Here is a 14,392-nt window from a genome sequence, read left to right as displayed (position 1 = left end):
CGGTTGGTCTTGACGCGCTCGCCCGGCCGCTTCGGGATCAGGGCCGGCGCAACCACCATGCAGTCGTGTCCAAGATCGCGGACCTGCCGGCACAACCCATAACCGGTCGGCCCGGCCTCGAAGCAGACGTGCAGTCGATCATACTTTCTTCCCAGCTTCTTGATCGTCCGCTCTATCGCCGCAGGACTATTCTCGACCTCGCCGACAAACCGGACCTCGCCAGTGCGACTGCCCTCCGCGATCGCAACCGCATGCTTCTTCTTGGCTGCATCAAACGCAACAAATGCTTCGCTATACTCTCCCATGGCTCGTCCTCCGTGCGTGAGGATCGGCTCGGCCCATCCGAGCAACCCTCGTCTCTTAATCGCACGAAAGGGCGGGCCACCGATCTCAGCCCTGGAACATGACGTCTAGAACAAAGCGCCGGAGCGGGATGCGCAGTTCAATCTGAACGTCTCCCGCTCAAGCGCTTTGTTCGTGCATGATCCTTGCCGAAAATCGATTCCGCGTCAGCCCACCGCGTTTGCCGGCGATGCTGAGAGCGGTCAGCCGCGCGGCGCGAAAGGCGGCATGCCTGGCGCCGCGTACTTCGCGGCAGGAAGTTTGCAGTCCGCGAGCGGGTGACACGCTGGCACGGTTACGCGGCCTCGAGACGATAGCGGAAGATTGTGTGATCGAGCAGGAGCCGGATTCGCGGTTCGGCCTCGATCGCAATCAGCCAGCTCGCAGCGATCATGGTCGCCCCGACAAAGGCCACCGAAAGCAGATAGGGCATTCCCGCGCCCATCAAGGCCCCGAGAATGGCCGCACCGACGACATTATGGATCAGATAGAGGGGGTAGGTCATCAGGCCGATCCGGCGCCAGCCGCTCCACGACAGGTCGAGCCGCAACGACCACGCCATCAGGGCAACGGCAACGAGGAAGAAAATGATGGGTGGCGCGTATGGCATCTGCTCTTCGACCTTTACGGTGTGAACATCGACCGAACTGGCGATCTGCAGGACGCAGCCGGCCAGAAACAGGGCACACAGGGCGAGACGGGGGCGTGTCACCGCCTTGAATCGCATCAGCCAGATCATAACGCCGACCGCGAAAAAACATCCGTGATGCACCAGCAGCAGGGCAAGCCAGCGCGTCTCGGCAAGATCCGACCAGTCGAGCGGATAGTACAGGCACCAGAAGAGCGTGCTGACCATGCCGATCACGATGGCCACGACCTCCATCAGGTGAAAGCGCCGCAGCTGCAGCAAGGTCCAGACGACGGCGTAAAAGGCAATCTCGATGCCGAGCGTCCAATAGACGCTGTCCACCCACGGGGAGTAGGGAACGAACAATGCCGTGCGAATGAGCCTGATCACGGCATCCGTCGGCCAACTGAGGTCGACCAGGAGCAGCACGGCCGCGGTGATGGGCGCGCAGATCCAGACCGCCGGCACCAATCGTTTCACCCTTGCCTCGAAAAACCGCAAAGGTGTCGAGTTTTCGGCGCTGAAGGCGATGACGAAGCCGCTGATGACGAAAAACACTTGTACGCCGACCCATCCTGAGCCGAGCATCTCCAGATACGGATGCTGCGGGATGCCGCCGGTGGCCCGTGCCGAAACGCCGGCGGGAAAGGCCCACACCCAGTAACCGTAGTGGTAGAACATCACGAGGACGGCGGCGAGAAATCGAAGGATGTCGACACCGCCAAATGTAGTCTTTTGCTGAGCCATGCCATATCGTCGGTTGGCCCCCCAGCAAACTGTATGGCCATTTGCTGCACCGCACAACAGCCAATTGGCTACCGCCCGATGTCTTTACCGGCCGATCCCGCGTCCCTTCAGCGCCGCGGTGATTTCGTCGAGAATGACCGGGTCGTCGATGGTCGCCGGCATCGTCCAATCTTCCTTGTCGGCAATCTTCTGCATGGTGCCGCGCAGGATTTTGCCGGAGCGTGTCTTTGGCAGGCGCTTGATTGTCACCACCGTCTTGAAGGCGGCGACCGGGCCGATCCGCTCACGTACCAGGGTGACAACCTCGGTCTCGATAGTGCCGGTGTCGCGCGAGACACCTGCATTCAGCACGACGAAGCCGAGCGGAACCTGGCCCTTCATTGCGTCGGCGACGCCGATGACGGCGCATTCGGCAACGTCCGGATGCGCGGCCAGCACTTCCTCCATGGCGCCGGTCGACAGCCGGTGGCCGGCGACATTGATGATGTCGTCGGTCCGGGCCATGACATAGAGATAGCCATCCTCATCCACCATGCCGGCATCCGCCGTCTTGTAGAAGCCGGGGAATTCATCGAGATAGGCTTGGCGAAACCGGTCATCGGCGTTCCACAGCGTCGGCAGGCAGCCGGCCGGCAGCGGCAGCTTGACCACGACATTGCCCAGCGTGCCGCGCGGCACTTCGTGGCCGGCATCGTCGAGCACGCGGATGTCGTAGCCGGGCATCGGCACGCCGGGCGAGCCGTATTTCACCGGCAGCAGGCCCAAGCCGGCCGGGTTGATGGTCATCGGCGAACCGGTCTCGGTCTGCCACCAATGGTCGATCACCGGCACGTTCAATTGCTGCTCCGCCCATTTGATGGTTTCCGGATCGGCGCGCTCGCCGGCGAGGAACAGCGTGCGGAATTTCGAGAGGTCGTATTTCGGGACGAACTCGCCCTTCGGATCCTGTCCCTTGATGGCGCGGAAGGCGGTCGGCGCGGTGAACAGGGTGACCACGCCATGCTCCGATATAACCCGCCAGTAGGTCCCGGCGTCGGGCGTGCCGACTGGCTTGCCCTCGAGCAGGACGGTCGTGCAGCCATGCAGCAGCGGGCCGTAGACGATGTAGGAATGGCCGACCACCCAGCCGACGTCGGAAGCCGCCCAGAACACCTCGCCCGGCTTGACGCCGAACTCGTTCTCCATCGACCATTTCAGTGCGACCATGTGGCCGCCATTGTCGCGCACGATGCCCTTGGGTTGGCCCGTCGTGCCTGATGTGTAGATAATGTAGAGCGGGTCGGTGGCGAGCACCGCAACACAGTCGACATTGGCGCCTGCGGCCCGCTCGCGGGCGACCGCGTCGGCATAGTCGATGTCGTGGTTCTCCTTCATCTCGCAGCGCAATTGGTCGCGCTGCAGGATGAGGCAGGCATCGGGCTTGTGCCGGGACATCTCGATCGCCTTGTCGAGCAGCGGCTTGTAGGCAACGACGCGCCCGGGCTCCAGGCCGCAGGAGGCGGAAATGATCAGCTTCGGCTTGGCGTCGTCGATGCGCGTGGCGAGCTCGTGCGAGGCAAAGCCGCCGAAGACCACCGAATGCACGGCGCCAATCCGGGCGCAGGCAAGCATGGCAAAGGCCGCTTCCGGCACCATCGGCATGTAGATGATGACCCGGTCGCCTTTTTGGACGCCGCGGTTCTTCATCACCGACGTCAGCGCGACCACCTCGCGCTTCAGTTCGGCATAGGTGAATTTCCTGACCGTGCCTGAGATCGCGCTGTCATGAATCAGCGCGATCTGGTCGGCGCGGCCACCCGCAACGTGGCGGTCGACGGCGTTGAAGCAGGTGTTGCACGAGGCGCCGCCGAACCAGCGCCCATAGACGCCGGCTGTTGGATCGAACACGCTGTCGAAGGGCGAGAACCAGTCGATGGCCTTGGCCGCATCCGCCCAGAATTTTTCCGGATCGCGTTTCCAGCCGTCATAGACCTCGTGGTAGCGTGACGCCATCCAGCTTCCTCCCCAGGAATGCTTGCTTTGAAGAATGTTTGCTGTCTTTGAAACAGCGTATGCTGTTTTTGCAAGCATGTGCAATTTCGTCTTTTGGCGACCTCGCCTTGGTCGCAAACGTGCCGCGCCGTGATTGGGGATCTTCGCGCGCCCGGGCACCCCAGCGCGATCTCGACTGCGTTCATTCGGATTGGTTCTAGAGCGGCAGCGCGGCGAGCATAAGACCCACACCGCCGGCGATCAGCAAAACGGCGGCCAACGCTTTCCTGTGACGTTGGAAACCCGTCGGTGCCCGATCCCAATTGTAACGCATGTTCTGCCTCTCAAAACCCACCGGATTCCTTACCTTACCAAAGGTAAAGAAAGGAACATCGTTGCCTGAATCCACCACACTGGCCTGACAATCCTCGGCAAAACACGTGACAGTTTTGCCACCGGCTATTTCTGGAGTGCGCTACATGCCCCAGCGCAACGCCGCCGTATGCACCGGCGCGTCCCACAATTCGGTCGTCTCGTCGTCGAGCATGGTCAGCGTGATCGAGCAGCCGGCCATGTCGAGCGAAGTCACGTAGGACCCGACCAGCGAGCGGGTGACCGTCACGCCGTTCCTCTCGAAAATTCTGCGGGCGCTGTTGTACATCAGGTAAAGCTCCATCAGCGGCGTGCCGCCGAAGCCGTTGACGAAGAGCAGCGCCGGACCCTTTGCCTTGTCGCCGAGGTCGCTGGCGATCGCCGCGCAGATCTCCTCGGCGATGGCGTCGGCACTCTTCAATGTGTCGCGGCGGCGGCCGGGCTCGCCATGGATGCCGACGCCGAACTCCATCTCGCCGTCGCCGATGTCGAAGGTCGGCTTGCCGGCCGCCGGTACGGTGCAACTGGTTAGCGCCACGCCCATGGAGCGCGTCGCCCCGTTGACGCGTTCGCCAAGCGCCTTCAGCGGCTTCAGCGCCATGCCTTGCTCGGCTGCGGCGCCGACGATCTTCTCGACCACCAGCGTGCCGGCGACGCCGCGCCGCCCGGTGGTATAGGACGAGTTCTCGACCGCGACGTCGTCATTGGTCACGACTTGCATGACGCCCTCCGACATCTCGGCGGCCATGTCGAAATTCATCACGTCGCCCTCGTAGTTCTTGACGATGAACAGGCAGCCGGCACCGGTGTTGACCGCTTCCGCGGCCGCCATCATCTGGTCCGGCGTCGGCGAGGTGAACACTTGGCCGGGGCAGGCGGCATCCAGCATGCCATGTCCGACCAGCCCGCCATGCAGCGGCTCGTGCCCCGAACCGCCGCCGGAGATCAGCGCCACCTTGCCCGGCTTGAGTATCTTGCGGCGGACGAATTTATGCTCGTCGCCAAGCGCCAGTATGTCGGCATGGGCTGCAACGAAGCCGTCGAGGCTTTCGGTCAGCACCGTGTCCACAGAATTCAGAAACTTCTTCATAGCCGTCTCCTCCCGAAATAGCTGCACGTGGCGCGACTATGTCCCGCCCTTACCGGCGATGCTGGTGATCTTCTGGATGAAATCGTTGACCGCCCGGTCGAGCGCCGCGTTCTGCTTGTCGTCGCCGAAATCGGGAACGATCAACGAGACATGCCGCGTCTTTCGCATGCCTGCTGCCACCGACATTTTTCCTGGATGCGCCTGATGGTAGGCGGCAAGAAAATGGTCGCGTTCGGCTGGGCTGAAATGGCAGACGGAGAAAATAGCCGGCAAATGTTTTGACGGGATCGGGATCGAATAGGCCGGGCTGGAAATCTGCGTAACGAAGCTGCGGTGCTTGCCCAGCGCGTCGGCGAGACGCTGGCGCATGCCGGACGGGCGCTGGTCGATGACCTGCGACAGGATCGTCTTGTAGGCGCGGATCGCCTCTTCGGAATTGGCTTCAGGCGTCTTCTCGGCCATGCCTGCGCCTAGATCGAGACGTCCGCGATGGCCGCCTTGGCCATTGCGAGCTGGGCGGGAACCACGGACAGGTCGCGCAGGCCAGCCTCGATCAGCGCCGGGATCGCCGCCGGATCGCCGCCGGCGTCGCCGCACAGGCTGACCTGTATTTTTCTCTCCTGGCCGAACGCGGCAATCGAGGCGATAAGCCGAAGCACGGCCGGGTATCTGACTGAATTGAGATGCGCCACCGAAGCATTGTCGCGCGCCGCCGCCATCACATATTGCGTCAGGTCGTTCGAGCCGATCGAGAAGAAGGCGACACCGGAAAATGCCTCGGGCGCAATCGCCACGGACGGCACTTCCACCATGATGCCGAGTGGCGGCATTTTTTGCGCGACGCCGCGCGCGGAAAGCCCGGACTGCTCTTCCGCAAACAGCGCGGCTGCTCGCTGATATTCGTCCATGACGGCGATCATCGGGAACATCACCTTGAGGTTGCCATGCATGGCGGCGCGCAGCAGCGCCCGGATCTGCACGCGGAAGATCTCCGGCCGCGCCAGCGACAGCCTGATGCCGCGCAGGCCGAGGAACGGATTGCCTTCCTCGACGGTGAACCCCGGCACCGGCTTGTCGCCGCCGGCATCGACGGTACGGATGGTCACCGGCTTTTCGCCCGCCCATTCCAACACCTTGCGATAGGCGCGATATTGCGTTTCCTCGTCCGGCAGCGTCTTGCCGAACAGGAATTCGGTGCGCATCAGTCCGATGCCGTCGCAGGTCGAGATATCGATAGCCTCGACATCGGACGGATCGGCGATGTTGACCAGCACCCGCACCGCCGTACCTGCTTTCGTCGCCGCCGGCCGTGCCAGGAAAGTTTCCGCCCTGTCGCGACGCGCGGCAAATGAGGACGACGATCGACGGAACGCCTCGATCTCGGCCTTCGATGGCGCCAGCACGATGCCGCCATGCTCGGCGTCGAGCAGGGCGACGCCGGCAAGATGAGCCGGCGAAGCACCGAGCCCAACCGCCCCAAGCCCCACGACCATCGGCACGCCGCGCGAACGCGCCAGCATGGCGACGTGGCTGGCGGCACTCCCTGCTTTCAGCGCGATGCCGCCGCCGGAACTCCAGTCGGTTTCGAGGAAGCGCGTCGGCGCGATATCCTCGCCGTAGAAGATGGCGCCCGCCGGCGCGCCAGCCTCGCTGTCCTCGGTCAACGCGCGCAGCACCTGGTCCCTGATATCGCGCATATCGGCGGCGCGAGCCCGGAAATAGTCCTGGTCCGACGTCTCGTAGCCGACGATTTCGGCGTCGAGCGCCTGTCGCCATGCCGCATCCGCTGGCTGACCCGAGTCAATCGCGGCAAAGGGCGGGCCGGTCAGCGCATCGTCCTCCAGCATGGCGATCTGGAATTCGAGAATGTCGGCGGCGTCGCCCTCGACCGCCTCAATCAGAGTGGCAAGCCGGCTTGTGGCTGCCTCGATTGCCGTTTCGAGCGCGAGCCTCTCGTCCGCGGCGCTCGCCTTGCCGGCGTAGGGCGCGGCAACCGGATCGAGGATGTACAGCGGCCCCTCGGCATAGCCGGCCGAAGCCGAAATCCCCGTCAGCCTAAGCGGTTCGGGCATGATCCGCGCCCTCGTCGAAATCGCGCCGCACCAGCTCGACCAGCGCGCCGACCGCCTCGCCGGCGCCGGCGCCCCTGGCCCTGATATGCAGCACCGTGCCTTTCGGCGCCTTGGCCGCCATCACCTTGACGATGCTCTTGGCGTCGAACCACGGCCCGTTGGCGGCGAGCGCAACTTCGACCTCGGCCGCGAACGTCTTGGCCAGCTTGGTGAACTTCACCGACGGGCGCGCATGCAGACCGACCTCGTGGGTGATCAGGACGGTGGCTTCGGCGGATGCGGACATCGAGTCAAAATTCCTGTTCATTCACGACGGCGACAATTCGTGTGCGGTCGCCACCACTTCCCTGAGCGAAGCGCCGCCGGAAGCCTCCGTCGCCGCCATCACCGCGCCCTCGACGATCGGCGCATTGCAGACGATGATCTTCTGCGCGCGCGGCTCGCCGATCATCTCGACCGCCATCTCGCTGTTGGTCTCGGCTCCGCCGAGATCGACGAGGATGGCGACACCCGCCTCCGACCAGGCCTTGTCGATGGCGCCCATGATCGCCTCGACACTGGTTCCCAGCCCGCCATGGCCGTTTCCGCCGCACCATGCAAGCGGCACTTCGTCGCCGACCATCTGGCGCACCATGTCGGCAGTGCCCTCGGCGACCAGCGGCGAGTGCGATACGATGACGATGCCGACATTGCTCATGCGTGCGCCTCGATTGTTTCGGCAACGGCCCGCACCAGCAGTGCGGTCGAGCGCGCCCCGGCGTCCATATGGCCGATCGAGCGGTCGCCGAGGAACGAGGCACGTCCGCGCAAGGCCTTCATCGGCACGGTGGCGTCGGCCGCACTGTCGGCGGCGTCGGTGATTTCCGCTCCGGTCTTTCCCTGTAGCAGCGCCTCATGCACCGGCTGCAGCACGTCGAGCATGGTCTTTTGCCCGACCTGCGACTTGCCACGTGCCGCCACTGCCTCGATCGCCTTGCCGAAGGCTGCTGCCAGATTGGCGCGATTGGTCTCTGGGGAAATTTCCTTGCCGAGCGCCATGAACAGCGTGCCGAAAAGCGGCCCCGAAGCCCCGCCGACAGTCATCACCAGCTTGGTGCCTATCGCCTTCAATGCGTCAGGCAATGGCTTTGCAGCGAATGCGTCGGCCTCGGCGCGCACCGCCTCGAAGCCGCGCTTCATGTTCAGCCCATGGTCGCCGTCGCCGATCGCCTGGTCGAGCGTGGTCAGCTCCTCCGCGTGGGCGGCAATCGCGTCGGCGGTCGCTGATATCAGCGCCTTCAGATCAACCTTGTCCATCGTCCCAGCGCTCATCGGTTTGCGATCCTGTTGCCGGCCTGGTCGAAAAACAGCGGCGCCCGGTAGCGGATCGTCACCTTGTCGCCCTTTTCCAGTTGCGTGTCGGGGTCTGTCAGCGTCACTAGTTTTTTTGTCCCGACGCTCACATGCAGGTGGTTCTGGTCGCCCAGATGCTCGACCCAGTCAACAACGCCGTCGGCGTGGCCGTTCGACGCCTTGCCAATCGACAGATGTTCTGTACGCGCGCCGATCGTTTTGGTTCCCGCCGGCACGTCGCCGTCGGGCAGCAGCCCGGTCGGCAGCAGATTGATCGCCGGCTGGCCTAGCCGTGCGGCGACATGGAGATTTGCCGGCTCCGAATAGATCGTCCGCGGCGTGCCGATCTGCACCAGAACGCCGTCGGCGAGGATGCCGATGCGATCGGCCATGGTCATCGCCTCGATCTGGTCGTGCGTGACATAGAGCATGGTGGCGCCGAGCTCGGCCTGGATGCGCTTCAGCTCGAGCCGGAGGTCGGCGCGCAGCTTGGCGTCAAGCGACGACAGCGGCTCGTCCATCAGGTAGATCGAAGGCTTGCGCACCAGCGCGCGGCCGATGGCGACGCGCTGCATCTCGCCACCGGAGAGCTTCGTCGAGCGGTTGGAGAGCTTGTGGTGGATGCGCACCATCCTGGCCACCTCCTCGACGCGGTGGCGAATCTTGTCTTCCGGCATCTTTCGCGCCGGCGAGCGCAGCGGAAAGGCGAGGTTGTCGTAGACCGACAGATGCGGATAGAGCGAATATTGCTGGAAGACGAAGGCGGTGTCGCGCTCGGACGGCGAGAGTGCTGTCGCATCGCGGGTGCCGATATGAATCGAACCCGTGTCGGGCCGTTCCAATCCGGCGATAAGTCTGAGCGTCGTCGTCTTGCCAGCCCCAGTCGGGCCGAGTAGCACGACGAATTCGCCGTCGGCAATGCGCAGGTCGAGAGTGTCCACGGCAATCTGCTCGCCGAAGCTCTTGGTCACCCCTTTGATGTGCACGTCAGCCATGCTGCGCTCTCCCCTGAGAGGCCGCGTCATGGATGGCGGTGCGCACCGCGCGGCCGGAGCCCTTCTCGAACAGCGACAGCCGCGCGCTTCTCAGCGCCAGGCCGACATGGTCGCCCGCATTGAGCCGGATTTCGGCCGGGACCCGCGCCTTGATGATGCCGTCTGCAGTCTCCACCGCCACGATCTGCGTGGTGCCGAGATATTCGGTGCCGTAGATGGCGCCGCGCAGCTTCGAAGCATCGTCGAAGCGGATGTGTTCCGGCCGGATGCCAAGCGCCATGTCGGCCGGCGCGATGTCCTCGCGCACCTCCGGCACCGCCACCTTGGCGCCTTGCACGGTGATCTCTTTCGAACCTTTCGCCAGCCCGCCGCCGAAGCCGAGGAAATTCATTGGCGGCGAGCCGATGAAATCGGCGACGAACATGGTCGCCGGCCGGTCATAGATCTCACGTGGGGTGCCGAACTGCTCGATGACGCCGTGGTTCATCACCGCGATCTTGTCGGCCATCGACATCGCTTCCATCTGGTCATGCGTGACGTAGACGGTGGTGGCGTGGATGCGATTATGCAGTTCGCGCAGCTCATGGACCATGAGATCGCGGAATTCGGTGTCGAGCGTGCCGAGCGGCTCGTCCATCAGGAAGCATTTTGGCCGTCGCACGATGGCGCGTCCGAGCGCCACGCGCTGGCGGTCGCCGCCGGCAAGGCCGGAGACGGATTTGTTGAGCAGATGGTCGATGCGCAACAGCTTCGCCGTCTCCTCGACCCGCTGGCGGATTTCAGCACCTGGCATGCCTTGCGCTAATAGCGGGAAGCCGATGTTCTTACGCACATTCATGTGCGGATAGAGCGCGAACAGCTGGAAGACGAAGGCGATGTCACGCTCCCGCGCCCGCCGCATGGTGACGTCCTCGCCGCCGAGCAGGATCTTGCCGCCAGTCGGCAATTCGAGCCCGGCGATCATCCTGAGCGTCGTCGTCTTGCCGCAGCCCGACGGCCCCAGCATGACGAAGAACTCGCCGTCTTCGACGACGAAGTTGGAATCCTGCACCGCGACGAAATCGCCGAATGCCTTTCTCAGATGCTCGACCCTGATTTCCGCCATCGTCTACTCCGGAAACTTCGAGACGATGATGAACATCGCCGTGCCGGCCAGCATGGTGACGAAGGAGTAGGTATAGAGCGGCAGCGCGAAGGGCTGGAACAGCATCAGGAAACCGATGGCGATGATCGCGGTGGCGATATTCTCCATCAGGCCGCGCCTGGCCCACACCGGCCAGCGCGATTTGCGTTTTGCGGGTTGGGTCAGGCTCATTTGCGCACCGCGCCGAAGGTGATGCCGCGCAGCAACTGCTTGCGCAGCAGGATGGTGAACACCAGGATCGGCACCAGGAAGATCGTGGTGCCGGCGGCCACCGCCGGCCAGTCCTGGCCGCCTTCGCCGATGATGGTCGGGATGAAGGGCGGTGCGGTCTGCGCCGTGCCCGAGGTCAGCAGGGCGGCAAACGCATATTCGTTCCAGGCGAAGATCAGGCAGAAGATGGCGGTCGCCGCAATGCCGGTGGTCGCCTGCGGCAGCACGGTGCGCCAGAACGCCTGCAGTCGCGTATAGCCGTCGATCATCGCCGCTTCCTCATATTCGCGCGGGATCTCGTCGATGAAGCCCTTCAGCAGCCACACCGCCAGCGACACGTTGACTGCCGTATAGAGCAGGATCATGCCGAGCGCGGTGTCGGAGAGGCCAAGCTCGCGATACATCAGGTAGATGGGGATGGCGACGGCGATCGGCGGCATCATCCGCGTCGACAGGATGAAGAACAAAAGGTCGTCGGCCAGCGGCACCTTGAAGCGTGAGAAGCCATAGGCCGACAGCGTGCCGAGGAAGACTGCGCAGAAGGTCGAGCCGAAGGCGATGATCAGCGAATTGACGAAGCGCGGCATGAAGTTGGATGGGCCGGCGATCACCATGTTGCGCTTGCGCACTGTCTCGTCGCACACGCCCGTCGCCGGTCCCAGCGAGTTGATGTACTCCGGCGTCTGCCGGGTCCGCGTCGAGAACAGATTGCAATAGCCCTCGATGCTCGGCTGGAACAGGATCTTTGGCGGATAGGCGATCGAGTCCGGTGGTGTCTTGAAGCTGGTGGCGAAAATCCACAGCAGCGGCACGATCGAGATCAGCGCATAGAGCACGATGATCGTGCCGGCGACGCGCTTCGACGTGGCCGAGGGTGCGACGACCGAATGGGCTGACGTCAGGCTCATCTCTGCTTCACCTTGTTGAGCGCCTTGACGTAGATGTTGGCAAGGCCGAACACCGCAACGAACAGGATGATGGCGAAGGCCGAGGAATAGCCCGTCCGCCAGCTTTCGAAGGCCTGTCGCTTCAGCGTGATCGACGCAACCTCGGTGGTCGAACCAGGCCCGCCGCCGGTCAAGAGATTGACCATGTCGAACATCTTGAAGTTCTCGATGCCGCGAAACAGCACCGCCAGCATGATGAAGGGCAGCGCCATCGGCAGCGTGATCGACCAGAACTGCCGCCAGTTGGAGGCGCGGTCGACCTCGGCTGCCTCGTAGATGTATTCGGGAATCGAGCGCAGGCCGGCGAGGCAGATCAGCATCACGTAAGGCGTCCACATCCAGGTGTCGACGATGACGATCGACCACGGCGCCAGAGAGACGTTGGAGAGCATGCCGATCTGCGTTGCCGGAATGCCTGACACGAACGAGATGGCATAGGCGAACAGACCGATCTGCGGCTCGTAGAGGAAGCGCCAGAAATTGCCGACCACCGCCGGCGACAGCATCATCGGAACGAGAATGATGGTCGTCCAGAAGGCGTGGCCACGGAATTTCCGGTCGATCAGCCAGGCCAGCGTGAAGCCGATCAGCGTCTGCAAGAGAATCGTCCAGAACACGAAATGCGCCGTCGTCTGCATGGCGATCCAGATGTCCTGGTCGCCGAGGATGCGTCGGTAATTGGCAAGGCCGACATTTTTGACGACCTCGTTGGGGCGATTGGCGCGGTAGTTGGTGAAGGACAGATAGATCGCCCAAAACAGCGGGAAGATGTTGATGGCGAGCAGCAAGAGGATCGTCGGCGAGATGAACAGCCAGGCGAGGCCCTTGTCGCTGATGCCCCGGACCTTACGGGCCAACGACTCAGGCGTAGCCCGGGCAACGCTGTCCGCAGTCCGATTGAGCATGGTCAGTCCCGCTTCGGTCACTTGGTCGTCTCGACAATGGAATTTATCTGAACTGTGTCCCGTGCCAAGGGCGGCACGGGACAGGCGGTCGTGGCTCGGGAGGGGCCGGTTGGATCTGGCCCCGATTACATCTTGCCCCAATCACATCTTGCCATCGTCCTGGAACACTTCGGTCCAGTCCTTGACCAGGCCGTCCAGCGCATCCTTGGCCGAACCCTGACCGGCCACGACATAATCATGGAAGCGCTTCTGCGACGCCTGCAGCAGCGGTGCATAGCTGGGCTCGGCCCAGAAGTCCTTCACGATGGCCATGGAGTCGAGGAAGGTCTGCGCATAGGGCTGGCTGGCCGGGAAGCCCGGATCGTTCACGACCGCGTTGAGGCAGGAATAGCCGCCGAGCGACCACCACTTGGCCTGCACGTCCTTGTTGGCGAACCATTTAATGTATTTGAGCGCGGCTTCCTGCTTGTCCGAATAGGAGACCACCGAGATGCCCTGGCCGCCAAGCTGCGCGAACTGGTCGCCGTCGGGACCCTTGGGATTGGCGAAATAACCGATCTTGTCGCCGCCGACATTCTCGTCCTTCTGCAGGCCTGGCCAGGTGAAGGCGAAGTTCATGTGCATCGCCACCTGGCCGGATTTGAAGGCGTCGACGCCTTCGCCCATGTAGCTGTTCGAGGCCCCGGGAGGCGTGCAGCAGTCATAGAGCGCCTTGTAGAACTCCAGACCCTTCACCGATTTCTCGGAATTGACGAAGCCGTCCATCTCGTAGGGCTTGTCGGGATTCTCGTATTTGAAGCCGAAGCTGTAGAGCACGTCCATGGCGCCCATGGTGATGCCTTCGGAGCCGCGCTCGGTATAGATTGAGGCGCCATAGACCGTCTTGCCGTCGATCTCGTGCTTCTGGAAGAACTCTGCGATTTGCTTCAATTGGTCGAAGGTCGTCGGCGCGGCGAGATCCCAGCCGTACTTTTCCTTGAATTCCTTCTGCAGTTCCGGCTTGGAGAACCAGTCCTTGCGATAGGTCCAGCCGACGACGTCGCCCATGGCCGGCAGCGCCCAGTAGTTCGGCGTGTTCTTCGGCCATTGCGAATAGCCGACGACGGTCGCCGGCACGAAGTCGTCCATGCTGATCTTCTCGGCGTCGAAGAAGTCGTTCAGCTTGACGTAGTGGCCGTTCTCGGCGGAGCCGCCGATCCACTGGCTGTCGCCGATGATCAGGTCGCACAGCTTGCCCTTGGAATTCAGTTCGTTGAGGAAACGATCGGCATAGTTGGTCCACGGCACGAATTCGAATTTCATGCCGATGCCGGTTTCCTTGGTGAAATCCTTGGACAGTTCGACAAGCGCATTGGCCGGGTCCCAGGCCGCCCAGCAAAGCGTCAGATCTTCTGCATGCGCGACGTTCGAAACGGCTGTCGACGCAAACATCGCCGAGGTCAGTCCCAACGTCAGTTTCAAGGTCGATTTCATGCCTTCCTCCCATTTGCGAAACGCGCCCGGATGGCGGTCTCAAGAAACCTCAACCCCTCTCCTCAGGGGCCTAAACATGACGACGCGGTCTGGCCGCGGATGTTTAGTAATTTGTTTAGTGATGCAATTTTTACTAAACAAGGCAAGCGAATTCGTTGCTGCGC

Annotated in this window: 15 protein-coding genes and 1 pseudogene; all 16 read right to left on the bottom strand. The window is 63.0% G+C overall.

The genetic code is table 11. From position 1 onward, the window contains the following. A pseudogene (locus tag IQ26_RS29660) lies at positions 1-305 on the bottom strand (IS110 family transposase); the annotation flags it as partial. Between the two features lie 332 nt (positions 306-637). After that, positions 638-1,717: an acyltransferase family protein gene (locus tag IQ26_RS29655; RefSeq protein ID WP_145721883.1), complete on the bottom strand. Its 1,080-nt coding sequence runs from the start codon at positions 1,715-1,717 to the stop codon at positions 638-640. Between the two features lie 84 nt (positions 1,718-1,801). Continuing rightward, positions 1,802-3,709 (bottom strand): propionyl-CoA synthetase, encoded by a 1,908-nt coding sequence (locus tag IQ26_RS29650; protein WP_145721882.1) that lies wholly within the window; start codon positions 3,707-3,709, stop codon positions 1,802-1,804. A gap of 196 nt (positions 3,710-3,905) precedes the next feature. Next, positions 3,906-4,097 (bottom strand): hypothetical protein, encoded by a 192-nt coding sequence (locus IQ26_RS40040; RefSeq protein WP_145721881.1) that lies wholly within the window; start codon positions 4,095-4,097, stop codon positions 3,906-3,908. Between the two features lie 66 nt (positions 4,098-4,163). Next, entirely contained in the window at positions 4,164-5,150 is a 987-nt protein-coding gene (gene dhaK, locus IQ26_RS29640) for a dihydroxyacetone kinase subunit DhaK (RefSeq protein ID WP_145721880.1), read from the bottom strand. A gap of 36 nt (positions 5,151-5,186) precedes the next feature. Beyond that, positions 5,187-5,612, bottom strand: coding sequence for a hypothetical protein (locus tag IQ26_RS29635; protein WP_145721879.1), 426 nt, complete (start codon positions 5,610-5,612; stop codon positions 5,187-5,189). Between the two features lie 8 nt (positions 5,613-5,620). Then, entirely contained in the window at positions 5,621-7,222 is a 1,602-nt protein-coding gene (gene ptsP, locus IQ26_RS29630; protein ID WP_145721878.1) for a phosphoenolpyruvate--protein phosphotransferase, read from the bottom strand. Next, on the bottom strand, positions 7,206-7,508 hold the full coding sequence (locus IQ26_RS29625) for an HPr family phosphocarrier protein (RefSeq protein WP_145721877.1): 303 nt from the start codon (positions 7,506-7,508) through the stop codon (positions 7,206-7,208). Before IQ26_RS29625 ends, ptsP begins: the two co-directional genes overlap by 17 nt. 21 nt (positions 7,509-7,529) lie before the next feature. After that, on the bottom strand, positions 7,530-7,919 hold the full coding sequence (gene dhaM / locus IQ26_RS29620) for a dihydroxyacetone kinase phosphoryl donor subunit DhaM (protein WP_127278068.1): 390 nt from the start codon (positions 7,917-7,919) through the stop codon (positions 7,530-7,532). Further along, the gene (dhaL, locus tag IQ26_RS29615) at positions 7,916-8,518 is read right to left on the bottom strand and encodes a dihydroxyacetone kinase subunit DhaL (RefSeq protein WP_145721887.1); all 603 of its coding nucleotides are present in this window, start codon (positions 8,516-8,518) and stop codon (positions 7,916-7,918) included. Before dhaL ends, dhaM begins: the two co-directional genes overlap by 4 nt. Positions 8,519-8,529: 11 nt before the next feature. Next, positions 8,530-9,549, bottom strand: a complete 1,020-nt coding sequence (locus tag IQ26_RS29610; protein WP_145721876.1) for an ABC transporter ATP-binding protein — start codon at positions 9,547-9,549, stop codon at positions 8,530-8,532. Then, the gene (locus tag IQ26_RS29605) at positions 9,542-10,654 is read right to left on the bottom strand and encodes an ABC transporter ATP-binding protein (protein WP_145721875.1); all 1,113 of its coding nucleotides are present in this window, start codon (positions 10,652-10,654) and stop codon (positions 9,542-9,544) included. Before IQ26_RS29605 ends, IQ26_RS29610 begins: the two co-directional genes overlap by 8 nt. Before the next feature lie 3 nt (positions 10,655-10,657). Continuing rightward, entirely contained in the window at positions 10,658-10,864 is a 207-nt protein-coding gene (locus IQ26_RS29600; protein ID WP_145721874.1) for a hypothetical protein, read from the bottom strand. Beyond that, positions 10,861-11,811, bottom strand: coding sequence for a carbohydrate ABC transporter permease (locus tag IQ26_RS29595; protein ID WP_145721873.1), 951 nt, complete (start codon positions 11,809-11,811; stop codon positions 10,861-10,863). Before IQ26_RS29595 ends, IQ26_RS29600 begins: the two co-directional genes overlap by 4 nt. After that, the gene (locus tag IQ26_RS29590; protein WP_145721886.1) at positions 11,808-12,755 is read right to left on the bottom strand and encodes a carbohydrate ABC transporter permease; all 948 of its coding nucleotides are present in this window, start codon (positions 12,753-12,755) and stop codon (positions 11,808-11,810) included. The genes IQ26_RS29595 and IQ26_RS29590 overlap by 4 nt, the downstream gene beginning before the upstream one ends. A 141-nt stretch (positions 12,756-12,896) precedes the next feature. Next, positions 12,897-14,228, bottom strand: coding sequence for an ABC transporter substrate-binding protein (locus IQ26_RS29585; protein WP_145721872.1), 1,332 nt, complete (start codon positions 14,226-14,228; stop codon positions 12,897-12,899). Between the last annotated feature and the right edge of the window lie 164 nt (positions 14,229-14,392).

Origin of the sequence: Mesorhizobium tianshanense (assembly GCF_007830515.1) — a bacterium.
In the GTDB taxonomy this organism is placed as follows: domain Bacteria; phylum Pseudomonadota; class Alphaproteobacteria; order Rhizobiales; family Rhizobiaceae; genus Mesorhizobium; species Mesorhizobium tianshanense.
The sequence above is the reverse complement of the archived record's forward strand: the minus strand, read 5'-3'. Positions and strand labels throughout refer to the sequence as shown.